Source organism: Bosea sp. AS-1, assembly GCF_002220095.1.
GTDB lineage: Bacteria > Pseudomonadota > Alphaproteobacteria > Rhizobiales > Beijerinckiaceae > Allobosea.
Genome location: NZ_CP022372.1, coordinates 3,237,874 through 3,256,157, shown reverse-complemented (window position 1 = coordinate 3,256,157; position 18,284 = coordinate 3,237,874). Strand labels below are relative to the sequence as shown.

18 protein-coding genes are annotated in these 18,284 nt (G+C 66.6%); 12 read left to right on the top strand and 6 right to left on the bottom strand.

The window, feature by feature from the left end; translation table 11 throughout:
• The first annotated feature begins 111 nt into the window (after positions 1–111).
• The 9 genes from CE453_RS17265 to CE453_RS17225 all read left to right on the top strand — a co-directional run bounded on the left by CE453_RS17265 (position 112) and on the right by CE453_RS17225 (position 8,912).
• Positions 112–720, top strand: coding sequence for a TetR/AcrR family transcriptional regulator (locus CE453_RS17265; protein WP_089175701.1), 609 nt, complete (start codon positions 112–114; stop codon positions 718–720).
• A 248-nt stretch (positions 721–968) separates the two neighbouring features.
• Entirely contained in the window at positions 969–1,439 is a 471-nt protein-coding gene (locus tag CE453_RS17260) for a TRAP transporter small permease (RefSeq protein WP_157733080.1), read from the top strand.
• Complete coding sequence (locus CE453_RS17255; protein ID WP_089175699.1) at positions 1,436–2,707, top strand: TRAP transporter large permease; 1,272 nt, start codon at positions 1,436–1,438, stop codon at positions 2,705–2,707. Before CE453_RS17260 ends, CE453_RS17255 begins: the two co-directional genes overlap by 4 nt.
• Positions 2,708–2,748: 41 nt before the next feature.
• A complete protein-coding gene (locus CE453_RS17250) occupies positions 2,749–3,741 on the top strand; it encodes a TRAP transporter substrate-binding protein (RefSeq protein ID WP_089175698.1) in 993 nt (330 codons plus the stop codon).
• Between the two features lie 54 nt (positions 3,742–3,795).
• Positions 3,796–4,602: an IclR family transcriptional regulator gene (locus tag CE453_RS17245; protein WP_089175697.1), complete on the top strand. Its 807-nt coding sequence runs from the start codon at positions 3,796–3,798 to the stop codon at positions 4,600–4,602.
• Positions 4,599–5,822, top strand: a complete 1,224-nt coding sequence (locus CE453_RS17240) for a CaiB/BaiF CoA transferase family protein (RefSeq protein WP_089175696.1) — start codon at positions 4,599–4,601, stop codon at positions 5,820–5,822. Before CE453_RS17245 ends, CE453_RS17240 begins: the two co-directional genes overlap by 4 nt.
• Positions 5,819–6,601: an enoyl-CoA hydratase/isomerase family protein gene (locus CE453_RS17235; RefSeq protein ID WP_089175695.1), complete on the top strand. Its 783-nt coding sequence runs from the start codon at positions 5,819–5,821 to the stop codon at positions 6,599–6,601. The genes CE453_RS17240 and CE453_RS17235 overlap by 4 nt, the downstream gene beginning before the upstream one ends.
• Positions 6,598–7,758 (top strand): ABC transporter substrate-binding protein, encoded by a 1,161-nt coding sequence (locus CE453_RS17230; protein WP_157733079.1) that lies wholly within the window; start codon positions 6,598–6,600, stop codon positions 7,756–7,758. The genes CE453_RS17235 and CE453_RS17230 overlap by 4 nt, the downstream gene beginning before the upstream one ends.
• A gap of 17 nt (positions 7,759–7,775) precedes the next feature.
• Complete coding sequence (locus CE453_RS17225; protein ID WP_089175693.1) at positions 7,776–8,912, top strand: extracellular solute-binding protein; 1,137 nt, start codon at positions 7,776–7,778, stop codon at positions 8,910–8,912.
• Between the two features lie 115 nt (positions 8,913–9,027).
• Here CE453_RS17225 and CE453_RS17220 read toward each other — a convergent pair whose 3' ends face one another.
• The 6 genes from CE453_RS17220 to CE453_RS17195 form a co-directional block, all read right to left on the bottom strand.
• Positions 9,028–9,513 carry a YHS domain-containing (seleno)protein gene (locus CE453_RS17220; RefSeq protein WP_089175692.1) on the bottom strand — a complete coding sequence of 162 codons (486 nt, stop codon included), beginning with the start codon at positions 9,511–9,513 and terminating at the stop codon, positions 9,028–9,030.
• Positions 9,514–9,539: 26 nt separating this feature from the next.
• A complete protein-coding gene (locus CE453_RS17215) occupies positions 9,540–10,025 on the bottom strand; it encodes a hypothetical protein (protein WP_089175691.1) in 486 nt (161 codons plus the stop codon).
• 23 nt (positions 10,026–10,048) lie between these two features.
• Positions 10,049–11,452, bottom strand: a complete 1,404-nt coding sequence (locus CE453_RS17210) for a tetratricopeptide repeat protein (RefSeq protein WP_198302132.1) — start codon at positions 11,450–11,452, stop codon at positions 10,049–10,051.
• 58 nt (positions 11,453–11,510) lie between these two features.
• Positions 11,511–12,704, bottom strand: a complete 1,194-nt coding sequence (locus CE453_RS17205) for an OpgC family protein (RefSeq protein ID WP_089175690.1) — start codon at positions 12,702–12,704, stop codon at positions 11,511–11,513.
• Positions 12,704–14,356, bottom strand: coding sequence for a thiamine pyrophosphate-binding protein (locus CE453_RS17200; protein ID WP_089175689.1), 1,653 nt, complete (start codon positions 14,354–14,356; stop codon positions 12,704–12,706). The genes CE453_RS17205 and CE453_RS17200 overlap by 1 nt, the downstream gene beginning before the upstream one ends.
• Positions 14,357–14,428: 72 nt before the next feature.
• Positions 14,429–15,316, bottom strand: coding sequence for a CE1 family esterase (locus CE453_RS17195; protein ID WP_089175688.1), 888 nt, complete (start codon positions 15,314–15,316; stop codon positions 14,429–14,431).
• A gap of 156 nt (positions 15,317–15,472) precedes the next feature.
• On the opposite strand from CE453_RS17195, the gene CE453_RS17190 reads away from it, so the two are divergent.
• The 3 genes from CE453_RS17190 (at position 15,473) to CE453_RS17180 (ending at position 18,242) form a co-directional block, all read left to right on the top strand.
• Positions 15,473–16,048 carry a sigma-70 family RNA polymerase sigma factor gene (locus CE453_RS17190; protein WP_198302131.1) on the top strand — a complete coding sequence of 192 codons (576 nt, stop codon included), beginning with the start codon at positions 15,473–15,475 and terminating at the stop codon, positions 16,046–16,048.
• Between the two features lie 81 nt (positions 16,049–16,129).
• Complete coding sequence (locus CE453_RS17185) at positions 16,130–16,771, top strand: NrsF family protein (RefSeq protein WP_089175687.1); 642 nt, start codon at positions 16,130–16,132, stop codon at positions 16,769–16,771.
• 130 nt (positions 16,772–16,901) lie between these two features.
• The gene (locus tag CE453_RS17180; protein ID WP_089175686.1) at positions 16,902–18,242 is read left to right on the top strand and encodes a chloride channel protein; all 1,341 of its coding nucleotides are present in this window, start codon (positions 16,902–16,904) and stop codon (positions 18,240–18,242) included.
• The last annotated feature ends 42 nt before the right edge of the window (positions 18,243–18,284 follow it).

The window sequence follows — 18,284 nt, the reverse complement described above, 5'->3', positions numbered from 1 at the left end:
AACATTGTTCACGATTGCGATGTATACCGAACTTGAACGGCGTTCAAGAATAATTTTGAACAATGTTCAAAAAAGAGGCCGGGCAGAGGCCAAGGAGCGGTGCAGGTGAGCATGTCGGAAACCCAGCGGCGCAGAGAAGAGCAGCGGCAGGCGCTGATCGCGGCGGCGGAGCGGGCGATCGCGGCGCAAGGGCTTGCCGGGCTCAAGGCGCGGGAGCTGGCGAGCGAGGTCGGCTGTTCGCTGGGGGCGATCTACAATCTGGTCCAGGACATGGACGAGCTCGTCCTGCGCGTTGGCTCGCGCACGCTCTCCCGGCTCGATGTTGCTCTGACCGAGGTCGAATCAGGGCCGGAGGGGGCGGTTGAGCGCCTGGTCGCGATTGCGCTTGCCTATTGCCGCTTCGCCCGGGCCAACCTGCATCTGTGGCGCACATTGTTCGACCATCGCATGGCGGAGGGCAGCGAAGTGCCGGACTGGGCTGTCTCCGAGCAGATGCAGCTGTTCCGACACATCGCCGTGCCGCTCTCCGAACTGCTTCCGAATGCGGGCGGGGACCGGCTCACCCTGCTGACCCGTACGTTGTTTTCAGCCGTCCATGGTGTCCTGGTCCTTGGGCTGGACGAAAAGCTCATCGCGGTGCCGGTCGCGGCTCTGGAGCAGCAGATCGACATGCTGGTGCGGCTCGTCTGCGCCGGCTTGGGGTCGGAAGAGAGCCGATAAGGTCACGGGATGGCGCCTGCCAGCAATACAGGCAGGCGCTCGGTGACAGAGCCTCCCGGCACTTGACCGTAGCGTTCCTCACGAAGGCCGAAACGTGGCGCCCCGGAACCCATTTCCCGGGAGCCGGTCGGCCATGAAACGCTTTTTCGAAAAAGCCTAAGCAGAGTCGTCTTGATTTCGTATATGAAAGTTGATTTCATATGCGAGAGAGGCGCACAAGCAGAACAGCGCCCCAATCGGAGGCGCCCTTGCATATCCTCGCTGCCGCCTATCGGGCGCTGCTCATCGCGCTCGTGGCGCTCATCGTCGGGATCGTCGCGATCGCCGTCGTCTTTCGCTACGTTCTCAACACGCCGCTGATCTTCAGCTTCGACCTCGCCACGATCCTGTTCGTCTGGCTGGTCTTCCTCGGCCTGACGCCGGCAGCCCATGAGGGCTCGCACATGGCGGTGGACCTGTTCACCACGATGCTGCCGGCAGGGGTCGCCGGGATCCTCGCCGCCATCGTGCGGCTGCTGATGATCGCGATCGCGCTTTTCCTCATCCGTTATTCCTGGGACCTCGCGATGCGGACACGCATGGAAATCGCCTCCATGCGCATCTCCATGATCTGGGTCTACATGGCGATGCCGGTCGGCTTCGCGGTCTTCGCTGCCTATGAGATCTGGTCGCTGGTCTGCAGCGCGATGGGGCGGCCGATCGGGAGGCATGCGCAATGAGCCCCGCTGCCCTGCTCGGGGTCTTCCTGTCGCTGACCGTCATCGGTCTGCCGATCGCTTTCGTCCTCCTCGGCACCGGCATCGCGGTGACGCTGTCGGACCCGGATATTCTCGATGTCGCCTACATCCAGAACATCATCGTCGGGACGCAGTCTTTCCCGCTGATCGCGATCCCGCTGTTCATTCTGGCGGGCGAATTGATGAACATCTCCGGGATCACCCGCCGGCTGATGGATTTCGCCTCGGCACTGACGGCGCACATGATCGGCGGCCTCGCGCAGGTGAACATCGTGCTGTCGATGCTGCAGGCCGGCATGACAGGCTCTGCCAATGCCGAAGCGGCGATGCATGCCAAGACCCTCAATCCCGAGATGGTCCGCCGCGGCTACAGCCCGGCCTATGCCGCGATCGTCACCGCGGCTTCGGCGCTGATCGCGCCGATGATCCCGCCGGGCATCGGCCTTATCCTCTATGGCTTCGTCACCGACCTTTCGATCGGCAGGCTGTTCATGGCCGGCATCGTGCCTGGCCTGATCATGACGGCCGGGATGATGGTCATGTCCCATTGGGTCGCCAAGCGGCGCAACTATGAGCGCAGTACGGAACGAGCCAGTCCGGCGCGCCTGCTCCAGACATTCTGGGGTGCCGTCCCGGCGATGCTGATGCCGGCGATCATCGTGATCGGCATCCGCATCGGGATATTTACCGCCTCGGAAGCCGGTGCCGTCGCGGTCATCTATGCGCTGCTCTTCTGCGCCGTCTACCGCGAGTGCAACTGGCGCGACATCGCCGAGTCTCTGGCTTCCACGGCTACGACGACCAGCGTGATCATGATCATTCTGGCCGCTTCGACCGCCCTGAGCTGGGCGTTGTCCTTCGAGCAGTTGCCGCAGAGGGTGGCGGAGATGCTCGTCGTCACGGCCGCCAACAAGTTCATGCTCTTCCTGATTGTCGCGGTGCTGCTGCTGATCGCGGGCATGTTCGTCGAGGGCACCGCTCTGATCCTGATCCTGGCGCCGATGTTCGCACCGGCGGCGGTGAAGCTGGGTGTGGACCCGATCCATTTCGGCATCTTCTTCGTCTACATGATCCATCTCGGCGGGATCACTCCGCCCGTCGGCACCGTCATGTTCACGACCTGCACCATCGCGCGTGTGCCGCTCCAGGACTTCATCCGGGAATCGCTGCCCTGGCTTGCCATGCTGCTGGGCATCGCGGCGCTGATTGCGGCCATCCCCGGCACGGCGACCTGGCTCGGCTATCTCTGACCGCAACCGACAACAAGAACAGCACAACTGGGAGAAGAAACATGACGACTCGGACCATCGCCGCCTCGGCGGGACTCGTTCTGGCGCTGCTGGCGACGGCACCGTCCGCGCAGGCACAGCAGAAGACGCCCGTCCTGCGCTTCGGCCACATGAATTCGCCGACCCACATCGTCAATCTCGGCGGGCAGCGTCTGAAGGCTGCGATGGAGAAGGCATCCGGTGGGGCGGTGCAGATCGACCTGTTCCCCAGCGCGCAGCTCGGCGAGAACTCGGCGGTTCTCGAGCAGCTCACGCTCGGCTCCAACATCATCACCCAGGTCGGCCCGGGCACCATCGCCCAGTATGTGCCGAACTATTCCGTGATGGTGCATCCGTTCCTGTTCAAGAACTGGGACGAGGTGAAGAAGGTCGCGAACTCACCGCTGGTGAAGGGCTGGGAGAAGGACCTCGTCAAGTACAACATCAAGCCGCTGTGCTTCTTCAATTTCGGCACGCGCGATCTCTATACGCGCAACAAGGCGGTCCGGACGCCGGCCGATACTGCCGGGCTGAAGGTCCGCGTGCAGCCGGTTGCGATCTACACGGAGCTCGTCAAATCGACGGGCGGCCAGGCAACCCCGATGCCCTGGCCCGAGGTCTACAGCGCGCTTTCGCAAGGCGTCATCGACGCCGCCGAAGCACCGCCGAACGCGATCGTCGATCAGAAGCACTTCGAGGCCGCGAAGTTCTACATGAAGACGAATCACATCCTCGACGCCGCCATGGTCGTGATGAGCCTGAAGGCCTTCAACGCGCTCAATGCGGACCAGAAGAAGGCTCTGGAGGCCTCCGCGAACGAGGCTTGCGACTGGATGACGGCCGAATCCGACAAGGTCTACGACAGCTCGGTCGCCGAGCTTCAGAAGCACGGCATGACGATCGTCTCCGATGTCGACCGCGCCGCCTTCGAGAAGGCTGCCGAATCGATCCAGAAGGCATTCCCGGACTGGTCGCCGAATCTGGTCGCGGACGTCCGCAAGCAGCTCGGCCGTTGATGAGAACGCCGCTGGAGCCGGGTTTCCGACCCGGCTCCACAGGGAGTCGGAACCGTGAGTGACGAGAACGACGCTTCCAATCGCTATCGCGCGCCGGCGCTGGAAAAGGGGCTCGACATCATCGAGCTGCTTGCGAGCTCGGCGAGCGGCATGTCGCTGACCACGATCGCCGGTACGCTCGGTCGCTCGATGGGCGAGATCTATCGGATCGCGCTCGCCCTCGAAGCGCGCGGCTATATCCGGCGCGATGCCGACTCCGATCAGTACGCGCTGACGCTCAAGCTCTTCGAGCTGTCGCACGAAAATCCTCCGACCAATCGGCTGCTCTCGGTCGCGCTGCCCCAGATGGAGAAGCTGGCCTCCGACGCTCAGCAATCCTGCCATCTTGCAGTGCTCAGCGGCGCGCGCGTCCTGATCGTCGCACAGGTCGATGCGCCGCGAGCGATGCACTATGCGGTCCGCCTGGGGGCGCAGTTTCCGCTGGCCGAGACGAGTTCCGGTGCCGTGCTCTTCGCCTACCAGCCGGAGCATCACCGCCAGGCGCTGCTGGATGCGAGCATCGCCTCCTTTCCCGAGCTGGCCAGAACCTTGCCGGAGCGCGCCGAGAAGGTGCTCGCCGAGGGCGGCGAGCGTCGCGAAAGCCTCGTCGTCTCCGGCGTGACCAATCTCAGCCAGCCTGTCTTCGATCATCGCGGCGTCATCGCCGCTTGCCTCACCATCCCGTTCCTCGCCCAGAAGGGCCTCGCGGTCGGCGTCGACGAGGCGGAACGGGCCGTCATAGCCACTGCGGCCGGAATCTCGGCCGCGCTCGGCTGGCGCGATCCGCGCCAGGCCGGCGACAACGAAGGAGAAGCCGCATGAGCGGAGCGCTTTCAGGGCTGCGCGTGCTCGATTTCAGTCACCTGTTGTTCGGCCCCTTCGCCACGCAGATGCTTGGCGATCTCGGTGCCGACGTGATCAAGGTCGAGCGGCCGGTCAGCGGCGATCTCTATCGGGACCTGCCTTCCTTCTTCAATCGCAAGGTCGGCGATTTCGAGAACCCCAGCTTCCTCGCCTGGAACCGCAACAAGCGCTCGCTCGCGGTCGACCTGAAGAATCCCGAGGGCAAGAAGCTGCTGCAGGACATCGCCGCCACGGCCGATGTCTTCGTTCAGAACTTCCGGCCGGGCGTGCTCGACCGGCTCGGCTTCGGTTACGAGGAGCTCTCGCGCCTCAACCCACGGCTGATCTACTGCTCCGGTTCCGGCTATGGCGAAAGCGGCCCCTATCTGGAGAGGCCTGGCCAGGATCTGCTGCTGCAGGGGTTGTCTGGCATCATGTCCGTCACCGGGCGCTCCGGCGTCTCGCCGACGCCGCTCGGCGTCGCCATCGCCGACCAGCTCGGCTCCTACCATATGGTCTACGGCATCCTCGCGGCGCTCTATCATCGCGAGAAGACCGGCCGCGGCCAGAAGATCGAGGTCGATCTGTTCCGAGCCTTGATCGCGCACCAGACCCAGGAATTCGTGACCACGCTCAATACCGGGCGTGTCTTCGAGCGCCCGAATTCAGGCATCGCCCATCCCGGTATGCCGGCGCCCTTCGGCGTCTACCGCACGAAGGACGGCTTCCTGAACATCGCGATGAACCCCTTCGCGAAGCTGGTCGAGGCGCTGGAAGCGCCGGAGCTTGCCCGCTTCGACGACGCCGAGGCGCTGTTCGACCGGCGGGACGAGGTTCACGCCGCCATCGAGGCGGTGACGCAGACGCGCACGACCGCCACCTGGATGGAACGGCTGCTCTCCTTCGATCTCTGGTGCGGCGAGGTGCTGCGCCAGGAGGAGGTGCCGGAGGACCCGCAGGTGAAGCACATGAACGCCTTCACCTCATACCAGCATCCGGTGATCGGCGAAGTGCAGACGGTCAATGTGCCGATCACGCTCTCAGAAACGCCTGGTAAGATTGAGCGGCACGCGCCGATGGTCGGCGAGCATACGGTCGAAATTCTCGCCGAACTCGGTTTCGACAGCGAGCGTATCGCGGCGTTGCGGAATTCCGGTGCCGTCTGGGTTCATCCGAAAGCGGATGAAGCCGCAGCATGACGAACGTGCTCATCGATTTCGAGCGGCGCGGCCCGGTCGCGCTGCTGACCTTCTCGCGTCCCGACCAACTCAACGCCATGAGCGGCGCCATGGTCGAGGAGATACTCGCGGCGATCGCCGAGGCGGCGGTCGACCCGGTGATCCGCGCGCTCGTGCTGCGCGGCGCCGGCGGTAACTTCATGGCCGGCGCGGACGTCAAGGCCTATGCCACGCAGTCGGCCGAAGCTTTCCGGGACTTCCAGGAGAGTGCCGGCCGCGTCTATGGCGCGCTCGAAGGGATGCCCAAGCCCGTGATCGCCGCGGTCGAAGGCTATGCGCTCGGCGGTGGCTTCGAGATCGCGCTTTCAGCCGATCTGATCGTCGCCCATGCCGACGCCAAGCTGGGCCTGCCCGAGGTCAAGCTCGGTCTCGTCCCGGGCGGTGGCGGTACGCAGCGCCTCGCCCGCAAGCTCGGTCCCAATCGGGCCGCCGAGCTTCTGATGACCGGGCGCTTCGCCAGCGCGCAGGAGATGGCGAGCTGGGGCGTGGTCAACCGCGTCGCGGAGGATGCGCTCGGTGAGGCGCTGGCGCTGGCCGAACAGATGGCGCGGCACCCGGCTGGCGCACTGGCCGATCTGAAGCGGCTGAACCTGGCCGCCTGGCAAACCGGTCTCGACGCTGGACTCGACGCCGAGCGCGACGCGGTCTGCGCGCTCTTCCTCACCGGCGACGGCATGCAGCGCATCCGCGATTTCGTCGCTCGCTCCGAACGCAAGAAGGCCGAAGGAGTCAAGGCGTGAGCACGACCCTCGAAGGTATCACCTGGGACCACCCACGCGGGCGCGCACCCCTCGAGAAGAGCATTGCGCGCTATCGTGCCGAACGGCCTGGCGTCGCGATCTCCTGGCGGGCGCGCAGCCTGCGCGACTTTGGCGAATTGCCGCTGGAGGAGCTGGCCGAGCGTTTCGATCTCATCGTGTTCGATCACCCCTTCGTCGGCCAGGCTGCAAAGCGGGGCCTGCTCGTCGACCTGACGCCGCATATTCCGGCGGAAGCCATGGCCTGGCTCGATGCCGGGGCCGTCGGTCCATCCTGGCGCTCCTATCACTGGCAGGGCGCCATCTACGGTCTGCCGATCGATGCCGCCGCGCAGGTCGCCGCTTATCGGCCCGACCTCATGACCAAGGCCGGGCGCCATCCACCGGCGACATTCGACCAATTGCTGCGACTGGCGCGGGAGCTGCGCGAGCACGGGCTTTGGGTCGGCGTGCCGGCCTGTCCGATCGACGCAGTCTGCATGGTGCTGACGCTCGCCGCCAATCTGGGGCGCCCGGTGACGGCGGAGAACCCGGTCTTCCTCGACCGGGAGTTCGGCATTCGGTTGCTGGAGCGTCTCAAGGCCTTGGTTGCGCTGAGTCATCCGGAATCGGTCCGGATGAACCCGATCCAGATGTTGGATCTGGCCGCCGACGGCGACGAGATCGCCTATATCCCCTACACCTTCGGCTACACCAACTACTGTCGCGGGGACGCCGAGAAGCCACTGCGCTTCGCCGATATCGTCGCGGCGGGCGATCGCGCCTGCCAGGGCACATTGCTCGGCGGTGCCGGATTCGGCGTCACCAGCCGCTGCCGCGACGTGGCCGAGGCGGTGCGCTACGGGCTCTGGCTCTGTGCGCCGGATTATCAGCGCACGCACTATTTCGCTGATGGCGGCCAGCCCGGAATGCTCCAGGCCTGGACTGATCCGGACTGCGATGCACAGAGCCTCGGTTTCTTCTCCGGCACGCTGCGCACGCTTGGCTCGGCCTATCTGCGGCCGCGATTTGCCGGCTATGTGCCGTTCTTCGAGGAAGGCGGTGTGAAGACCAACGCCTTCCTGCGCGGCGAAGGCAGCACCGAAGGTCTCGTCGACTGGTTCAACGCCGCCTTTGCCGACGCCCTCAAGAACGCCTGACAAGAGGATCGACGAGAATGGCTGGTATCCGCCTGCGCGGAATGACCTGGGACCACCCGCGCGGCTATGACCCTCTCGTTGCCTGCTCGGCCCTCTACAAGGACCGTAACGGCGTCGAGATCACCTGGGAGAAGCGCTCGCTCCAGGACTTCGAGTCCTTTCCGGTCGAGGAGTTGGCGCGACGCTACGATCTGATCGTCATCGACCATCCCCATGCCGGGCAGGTGTCCCGCGAGGGCTGCCTCTACCCGCTCGACCAGCCGGGCTTCTCGGCTGAGCGGCGCGCGATGCTCGCCGGCTCGGTCGGGCTGTCCTATCACAGCTATGTTTTCGATGGCCGGCTCTGGGCGCTTCCGCTGGACGCAGCGACACAGGTGCAGGCCTGGCGGCCCGACCTGCTCGACAGCGCGCCCGAAGCATGGGGGGAGGTCATCGCGTTGGCCCGCACAGGCAAGGTCGTCCTGCCCTTGCGCGCGCCCCATTCGCTGATGTGCGTGATGACGCTTGCCGCCAACCTCGGTTGGCGGCCCGGCGGCAATGGCGAAGACTTCCTGCCGCGCGCCGTCGGCGAAGCCGTGATCGGGCAGCTTGCCGAACTCGCCGACCATCTCGACGAGCGCTGTTTTTCGCTCGATCCGATCGCGGCACTCGACCTGCTGGCGGATAGCGACGATCTCGCGTGCTGCCCGCTGGTTTACGGATATGTCAGCTACGCCCATGTCGGCTTCCGGGCAAACCGGCTCGCCTTCGCCGACATCCCCTGCCTTGGGTCGAGCGGGCCGTTGGGCTCGGTTCTCGGCGGGACGGGTCTTGCGGTCTCCGCCCGCTCCGCACAGCACGAGGCGGCTCTGAAATTCGCCTACTGGGTCACATCGGGCGAGGTCCAGCGTGGGCCCTATGCCGCAGCCGGCGGCCAGCCGGGACATGGAGCTGCCTGGTTGGACAAGGCAGTCGACCAGGCTGCCAACGGCTTCTACAGCCGGACGCGCGCGACGCTCGAAGGCGCGATGATGCGGCCACGACACGATGGTTATATGGCCTTCCAGGACAAGGCCGCACGCTGCATCGTGGACGGGCTGCTCGCCAAAGTCCCGGCAAGGCGCATCGTCGATGACGTCAATCGCATTGCACTAATCACTGCGCGCAAGGTGTAATATTATCAGCATATTAGCGCAGGAAACCCATCCTGGGTGAGTATTCCACGGCGCGCCGCGGTGACGATTCGCCAATCCGACCCAGCAGCGCACCCGACGTTTCCTGCGGCGAACGTCAACGATTGACGGCGGCCGAACCGGCAGGGCGCACGCTCAGGCGTGGCCAGTTCCTGTCGGCCCGTGCGATGTAGGCCGCCGTCTCCTTGAGCCAGGTCTGCCGCACGTCGAGGTCGTAGTTGAGATAGAGCTTGCCGTCGATGATCGACCAGGCTTCCGGCTCGATTTTGACGAGATAGCCTCGCGCGGTGCCGTAGGCGCAGAAGCCGCCATAGGCCGGCAGATAGCGTTCGGGGTCGGCCTCGAACAGCGCCTTGTGCTCGGCGCTGGCGAAACGCCAGATCGCGCCACCGTGGCGGACCGAGAACTCGGGCCTGCCGGGTCGCGGGCCACCGTCTCGGAAATAGGCGACAGGGTCGTAGCCGCGGATCGCGATCCGCTCGCGGGAGCCGAGCGTGTTGACCGCGCCAACGGTGCCGGCGCTCGCCGTCGAGGCCACCAGCGCCGCGAGTCCGAGCAAGATGCAGCGGCGCCTGTCCGGCATGATGCCTCGCCCTTGCCGACGGGCAGTCACGGTTTGCGGGCCTCCAGCGCCTCGAAGACGTAGGCCGAGAGCCAGCCGTAGAGGGCATGGCCGATGAGGCTCATGAAGGAGAGAAGCGGCACGTCGTTGAGCAGGAAGCGCTGGCCGCCGAGCGGGGCGAAGAAGGCGAGCGCGATGAAATAGGTGATCACGCCCCAGATCCAGCCGTCGGCCGGCATGCCGAAGCTCTTCACCCAGCGGGTCAGGATCCAGTAGCCGAGTGGGTAGAACAGGAAGCCCGTGGTGAAGTGGAGCAACTTCGCTATCGGGGTCGATAGCTGGAGACCGAACTGATGGTAGAACAGCGCCTTCACCAGCTCCGGCGGCTCCAGCGGGAAGCCGGCGACCCAGGCGGTCGGCACGGCCGAAAACAGCTCCCAGAAACCGAGACCGGCGAAGCCGCCCAGTGCAAGGTTGATCACCGTCCGGCTTGAAGGGAGGGCGACGCTGCGGGTCATGGTTGCGGTGGTCATGGCTCGGATCCTTTCTGCGAGTGTCAATGCGTGACAGCGAGGGGGGTGGCAGCGACCGCGAGCGCGGCGAGGCGGCCTGGCGTGTGGCGGCGCAATTGCGCGAGCCGGCGCGCCGCGAAGCGGTTGGAGCCCCCGCGTCGGGCGAGGCGTTGCTCGAGGAGCCGCGCTGCGAGGTCGTGACTGCCGGCGCGGATCAGGCTCTCGATGTGGGCCTGCTCGAACAGGTCACGCTGGGCATGGCTTCCGCCGATCGCGGCGAGGCTACTGCGTGCGGCGCCGAGCAGGCGGGCGGCCTCCGCGTGAGCGCCCTCGCTGAGCGCGATCAGCCCGTGCGCTGCGAGCGCGCCACTTCGGGCGGCCTCGGCACGCTCGCGGCTCGGATGGGTCCGTGCATCGTGCAAGAGGCTTTGCGCCATGGTTTCGGCCGCATCGCGACGGCCGGCGCCGAGCAGCGAGAGCAGGTAGTGCAGATCGGCGAAGACGAGGCGCCCGTCATGCACGCGGCCCTCCGCCTTGGCGGCCAGCTCTTCCCAGCGGCCACCGACAGCGACGCCCGCGTATTCGAGGCGCGCCAGCAGAGAGGCCCCGTTTGCGATGTCGCGGTAATCATCCGTCGGGTCAGCGCGGATGTCTTCGTCATAAAGCCGCAGCACCTCGGCGGTCTCGCCGCGCTCCAGCCGGAACAGGGCGAGGTGCCAGAAGATGTGGAAGCGCAGGTTGTTGGCATGGGCGATGCTGCGGCTGTCGCCGAGCCAGGCGACGCCCTCATTTGCCCGGCCGGTCATTTCCAGCACATGGGCGACGGCATGGCGCCCCCAGGCATCGCGCGGGCAGAGCTGCACGGCGCGGCGTCCCGTTCGCTCGGCTTCGGCATAGAGGCCGCGTTCCTCCAGTGCGAAGGCGTAGCAGCCGTTGACATAGCCGGAGAGCGGATGGTCCTCGCCGAAGCCGGGCGCGAAGCGATGCAAGGTGGCGAGCATCTCGCGCTGGTCGCCGAGCATGAAGCGCAGCCCGTGGGAGAGCTTGAGCGCGAGCACGTCGTGGGGATGGCTGAGTAGGATCGCTTCCAGCCGCTCGGCCGCGCGGCGCGGTGCCTCGTCGAGCCACAACGCCAGCGCCTCGATGACCATCCGTTCGCGCCGCGTGACCGGCCTGAGCCGCGCAGCGGCTTCGGCAAGGCCGAGGCAGGTCCGAGCCGGGCCGACAAGCTCGGCACGGGCGAGCGAGAGCAGCATCAGCCCCTTGGCGGCATGAGCGAGCGCGAAATCGGGATCGGCCGCGAGCGTACAGGCGAGATGTTCGGGCGTCGCAGCGGCATGGGCCAGGAGCGCCTCGAGCGTCTCGTTCCAGGCGCATCTGGCAGCGTCGTTGGCGACGGTGAGGCGGTCGCCGGAGAGATCGTGATAGAAGGGCATCGGCAGCTCCATGTCGGCGCTCGTTTGGGGCGCTCATCGGAGAGTTCGCAGGAGGGCGATCAAACGCCGTTCAACTCGCTTCACGGACCCGTGTTGAGAGAGGGAGGCCGGCTGGAGTCGTCTCCTGCGCCCGGGGAAACGGCTTCGCGGACGCAAGCCAGGGCGCGCTCTTGAACCAGCCGACCACGACCGCCGTGGCGAGGATCAACGCGAAGCCCGTGAGGTTGAGCAGTGCCACCACCGGCTCGCTACGGCCGAAGCTATCCGCCACGACGCCCATGAGCCGCGCCAGCACGACACTTGCCAGGAAACAGGCCAGGGACTGCCGGCCGATCAGGATCAGGAGATGGCCGGCGCCGCTGTCGAGCCGCCGGCGCCAGGGCTCGATCAAGCTCAGCACGACATAGGCCAGCGCGAGGAAATGCAGCACGCGCAGGATATGCAGGCCGTTCTTCTCGCTTGCGGGCAGAATGAGGTCGTGCAGGGCCTGGGCCGCAGGCCAGTGGTCGAGCACGCCCCAGAAGGAAAGCGGCACCGACAGGGCGAGGAAGATCGTCGCCGTCAGCATCAGCCGAGCATCGCCGAGCCGGGGCACCGGCAGCCATTTCATCGCAACGAAGAAGCCGATGAAGAAGATGAGCTGCCAGGCAAAGGGGTTCAGGAACCAGCCTGCGCCCGTCCAGGGATTGCCAGGCAGGTCGAGCCCCGCGGTCCAGACCAGCCCATAGAGCAACGCGGCGAGCAGGAAGGGCAGGGCATCGTGCAGGCGCCGTAGCACCATCATCACCGGCACCAGCGACAGGATGACGAGGTACATCGGCAGGATGTCCAGATAATCCGGTTGCCAGGTCAGCGTGGCCAGGCCGAGCAGCGCGCGTTCGGGATCGCCCAGCAACGATGGAAACTGCTTGGCGAGCACGCCGAGGCCGAAGAATCGGTCGATTCCAGCGGCCAGTGCGATCAGTGCCAGCACGAGACCGAGCTGAGCCCAGTAGACCTGCCAGATCCGGTAGCCTATCCGCGCCGTGCCGAGCCAGAGGCCGCGTCGCACAAACACGCTGCCGAAGGCGAGCGCGCTGGCGATGCCGGAGCAGAAGACGAAGAGCTCGGCACCGGACGAAAACCCGAAACGGGCCGGAATCCAGGCATTCCAGCTGTTCTCCGGCAGATGTGCGACGAAGATGATCAGCATCGTCACACCGCGAAAAAAATCCAGCCGCTCGTCGCGCGGACGCTTCGCCGGCTTGTCGTGAGGATTGGCCATCAAAAGGCCCCTTCATACTGCGCGGCATCGATCCGGCAGGCGAGGAGGGTGAAGCCCTCGCGGGCAAACGCAGCAATCGTCTCGCGCTCGAGAGTCTTCCGGTCCGCGATCGTGACGCCGTGGCCACCCATCGCTTGCGCCACCGCCGCAAAATCGGTGCTCCCGAAATCGACGCCGACGCGGCCTAAGCCCATTTGCCGCTGCTTGAGCGCGATCAGGCCCAGGCTCTCGTCGACGAGCGCGACGATGACGACCGGAAGCCGCAGATCCCGCAGCGTCGCCAGCTCGCCAAGCACCATCTCCAGCCCGGCATCGCCGACAAAGCAGAGTACCGGCCGGCCCGAGCCGAGCGCTGCGCCCGTAGCCAGCGGCAGGGCGCAACCCATGGTGCAGAGTCCGGTCGACTGCAGCAGCTGCAGCGGACCATCGCAGTCCCACATCTGGCTGAGCAGGATGCGGTGTGCGCCGGAATCCGCGGTCGCAACGGTGCCGGCCGGTGCCACCGCGCGCAGGGTTTCGAAGACGGCATGCGGGCCCCAGGCGGGCAACGGCGCGAAGGCCTCGCGAAAACGGGCCCGTACCCTGGCAGGTTCCCCACCGGGCCAGGCTGACCGCTCGGCCGGCAGCGCATCCGCCAGCCGCGACAGGGCTATGTCGACATCGCCTTCGAGCAGAAGCGTCGAAGCATGCATGCCGTGCGGCAGCGCCTCCGCGACGATGTCGATCACGGGTTTGTCTGCGGGCCAGGGATTCCGCCAGCCCTGGCGCATCTCGATCGGGTCGTAGCCGGCAAGCACGATGAGGTCGGCCGCCTCGACCAGCGGACGGACGATCGCGTCGGCTTTGGGCGAGAGACCCACGCCACCGATCACACGGGGATCTGTCTCGGGCAGCAGCCCCTTGGCCTTGTAGGTCGTCAGCAGCGGTGCGCCGGTGCGGGCAATGAAGCGCTCCAGCGCAGCCGAACCATCCTCCTTGACGAGATCGAGCCCGGCGATGACGAGCGGCTTGCCTGCCCTTGCGACGAGCCTGCATGCCTCTGCGAGATCGGCGGGCACCGCCGGTCCAAGCGAGGGCAGGGGCGGGGGAGCACGCCGGGGAACGCTCCCTTCCGCAACGGAGATCGGCAGATCGATATGGACGGGCCCGGGCCGTCCGCGCCGGGCGAGTGTGATCGCCTTGGCGACGACGAGGTCCTCGGTGCCAGGTGCGGCTCGGAAGCTCGCCTTCACCAGCGGCTGCAGTACCGCCTGATGATCGAAGACCTGGTGGGTGTAGCTCTCGGCGAGCGCCTGATCGACGCAGCCGGTGATGAAGAGCAGTGGCACGCGGTCCTGGCTGGCATTGGCGACGGCATTGACCGCGTTGGCGACGCCTGGGCCCAGCGTCGCCACCAGTACCGGCAACGCACCGGTCATGTGCCAGAGCCCTTCGGCCATGAAGCCGGCGGCGTTCTCGTGCTTGGCGAGCAGGAAGCGGATGCCGGCCCGCTCCAGCGCGTCGATCAGTGCCAGGACCTCGCCGCCTGGAATGCCGAAAGCGTGGGTTGCGCCCGCTGCGGCGAGACGCGCGGCGACGATGTCGGCGCCGGTGACCTCTGCCTCTTCGGCTGTGCCGATAACGGCAGCAGCGGCAATCGGGTCATGGCGCATGAGATCTCTCCGGCTATCCGCGAGGGCGGTATTGCCGGAGAGATCGCAATGGGGCTGCTGCTGGTTACAGGCTCACGGAGACGTGAGCGTGGCGCCGACGGCCCGCCGTGTCGGCGCCGGCGGCATCGTCAGCCGCCAGGCCCGTTCGACCCAGGCTGCGTCCGCGACGTGGCCGCCGCTATGCAGGCAGAGTTCGAGCCGCGCATCCCCGCTGCATCCGCTCGCCAGCCGACAGGTCAAGGCAGCTCCGGCCGTGAGGGCCTGCGGGGTGTCGGCCCAGGCGGCGGTGCAACCACCCGGCGCGAGAATGGCGAAGCTCTTGAAAAGGTCTCCCTGCCTGAACCCTTGCCGCAATGCCCGTCCAGCCAGAGGAACCGTGGTGTCGCCGACGCCATGGACATGGACTAGCTTCGGCCGGGGGGCGGTACAGCTTGCCGGCATCGGTTCCCAGAACGCGCCCGCGATCGGTGCGAAGGCGGCGAAACGCGTCGGCATCCGGCAGGCGAGATACCAGACCATCGAGCCACCTTGCGAGAAGCCGCTCGCCATGAGACGGCCGGGGTCTATCGGGAAGCGCTGCGTGACATCGTCGAGCATCGCAGCGACATAGGCGAATTCGTCGCGGCGCTGGGACGGGGAGCCTGGGAAGGACCAGCTATGGCCGAGCCCTTCGGGCGCGATCAGTGCGACGCCGAGCCGCCGCGCCACCGCAATCAGCGCAGGATCGGCGATCACCTCCGCGGCCGAGCCTTGATAGCCGTGGAAGAAGACGATCGCTCCCTGGCGCTGCCCGGCTGCGGCCTGCGGAGGCAATGCGATGCGATATGAGCCATTCACGACCTTGCAGGCGTCGGAGGAGGGGCAGGGCAACAGCATCGGAGCCGGCTGCTGAGCCCGTGCGGGGATCGACCCGGCCAAACTGACCAGGATGGCGAGCGCAAGGCAGATCCTCCGAGCCATGAACCGTCCTCCGAAAAGCCGGCGCGCGGCGCGACCGTAGCAGCGTATCGGCGTCGCCGAGCGGGCTCACCATACGGTCACGCGCTTGTGAGCCGGGCTCCGCCATGCGACGGGATAAGCGGATCGACGTCCACCTATCTGAGAAGCGCATCGACCTTGTCGCTCGAAGAACTCGAAACGCAGCTCAGGCCTGCCTTCCTTGCGGCGCTCGCCGGCGACGGCGCCGCCTATCGCCGCTTTCTCGAGGCTATCGCCGGGCGCTTGCGCGATTACCTGCGGCAGATGCTGGCCCGTGCCGGGCGCCATGAGCAGAGCGAGGTCGAGGATGTTCTGCAGGAGGTGCTGCTGGCGCTGCACCTCTCCCGCCATACCTACGATCCGACGAGCCCGGTCACCGCCTGGGCTCACGCGATCGCACGCTACAAGCTGGTTGATCATTTGCGCCGCACGGGCCGTCACGCCGGCAACCGGCCGCTCGACGACGAAGCGTTCCAATTCGCGGACCGGCCAGCGATACCGGCGGCCGAGGCGCGGCTCGACCTCGACCGCGCCATGGCGAGCCTGCCTGAACGCACACGCCTCCTGATCGACAGGGTCAGGCTGCAAGGCACCAGCGTCGCCGAAGCGGCCAGCGCAGCGGGCATGACGGAGAGCGCCGCCAAGGTCGCGATTCACCGCGGCCTGCAGGCCATGGCAAAGTTCCTCTCGCGGAGCGGGGCGAGGTCGACATGATGCGGCTGCGACATCTTTCCCCGTAACGTTTCCCAACGACGTCGCGAATTTCTGCTCAAGAAGGCCAATCGAAGATCGGACATGCAGACCAACGAGCTGATTTCCCTGCTGAGTGCGAGCCACCGACCGGTCGATACTGGCTGGCTACGCCGCACCACCTGGCTCTGTGCCGTCTTCGCGCTTGCGGTGACGGCGGGCCTCGTCCTTCTCACGCTCGGTTCCCGGCCCGATTTCGGCAGCGCATGGCTGACGATCCCAGTCCTGGCCAAGGCGTTGCTCGGCGCCAGCATTGCAGGCATCGCGCTTCCGCTGTTCCTGCGCAGCCTGCAGCCGGGTCGGACGGTAGGGAAACGTCTGCCCTTGGTGGCAGTGCCGCTCCTGCTGGCCGCCTGCTGGGCTGCCCTCAGCTTGGCACAGGCGCCGGCGGAGCAATGGAGTGCGCTGGTCTTCGGCCGCTACTGGCGTGCCTGCCTCATCGCCGTTCCGCTCTATTCGCTCTGTCCGCTCATCGTGCTGCTGCTGCTTGCGCGGCGAGGCGCTCCCGTCGACGGGCAGTTGACGGGAGCCTGCGCCGGCCTTGCCTCGGCGGGGCTGGCGGCCGTCGCCTATAGCCTGCATTGCCCGGACGATACCGCTCCCTTCCTCGCAACCTGGTACACGATCGCCATTGCTGCTGTCGCCGGCCTCGGCGCACTGGTCTTCCCACGCTTCCTGCGCTGGTGAGTTGTAGGAAGCTTGGCAGGATACTGTGACCGGAACGGTGCTTCTCCTAGTCTCGCCAGGGATGCTGCTCGACAGGTGGGGGGAGAATCCGGCAAGAACCGGCATTGCAGTGACTTGAAGGGTTGATGGCGTGGCCGCTGGCGGATCGAGAATTCTGCGACGCTCGCGCACGCTGGTCGTCACGCCGCGCTATTGGCGGCAGCGGCTGGTCTTCTGGCTCGGCGCGCTCGCGATCGGTATCGTCAGCGCGGGTTTTGCCAGGCTGGCCGATGAGGCGCAGCACCTGTTCTCCGCGATCGCCGGGCGACAGGACGGGCTGCGCTTCCTGCCCCTGCTGGTGACACCGCTGGGCTTCGGGCTCTGCGCCTTCGTCGCGGCCCGCTTCGTCCAGGGTTCGCAGGGCAGCGGCATTCCCCAGGCGATCGCAGCCCGCCACCTGCGCGAGGATGCCGAGCGCTCCGGTTTTCTCTCGCTGCGGATCGCCGTCGGAAAGATCGCCATGACGGTGCTCGGCCTGCTCTGCGGCGCCTCGATCGGCCGAGAGGGGCCGACGGTGCAGGTCGGTGCCTCGATCATGCTGCAGGCGGCTCGTTGGGGCGGCATGGTGCAGGCTCGCGGCCTCATCCTGGCCGGTTCGGCCGCCGGCATCGCTGCGGCCTTCAACACGCCGCTCGCCGGCATCGTCTTCGCCATCGAGGAGATGAGCCGGACCTATCAGGCCCGCACCAACGGCATCGTCCTGTCGGCGGTCATCATCGCAGGCCTCGCCTCGCTCGCGATCGTCGGCAACTACACCTACTTCGGCTTCACGAATGCGACGGCCGAGCTTGGGCGTGACTGGCCGCTCGTGCTGTGCTGCGGCATTCTCGGCGGAGCCTTCGGAGCCTGTTTCAGCGCGGGCATGATTTCCCTGACCCGGCGCATTCGCCGGTGGCGGGCGACCACCCCTCTCAAGCGCACCTTGGCGGTGGCGGTGCTCGCCGGATTCCTTGTCGCCGTCGTCGGCGTCGCTTCCAATGGCATGACCTTCGGAACCGGATATGCGCAGGCGCGCAGCGCCATCGAGGGTGCGCCCCTGCCGATGCCCTTTTTCATCGCGAAGTTCGTGGCGAGCCTGGCTTCCTCTGTCTCGGGCATTCCGGGAGGGCTCTTCGCGCCGTCGCTTTCCGTGGGGGCAGGGCTCGGCAGTACGCTCGGCGGCCTTCTCGGCTCGCCGATCGGCCTGGCCGCCGTCCTGGGGATGGCGGGATATTTCTCCGGGGTCGTGCAAGCGCCGATGACGGCCTTCGTCATTATTCTGGAAATGACCGGAAACCACGACAACGTCATGGCGCTGATGGCGGCATCGGTGCTGGGATACGGAACCGCGCGCCTGATCACCCGCGAGCCGCTCTATCACGCGCTGTCGCGCCTCTTCATCGCGGACGTGCTGCGGCAACGGCGGGCCCAGGCGGCCACGGCTGCGTCATGACGTCGAGATCGACAAATCCCACAGCTGATTTGCGTGGTGGCT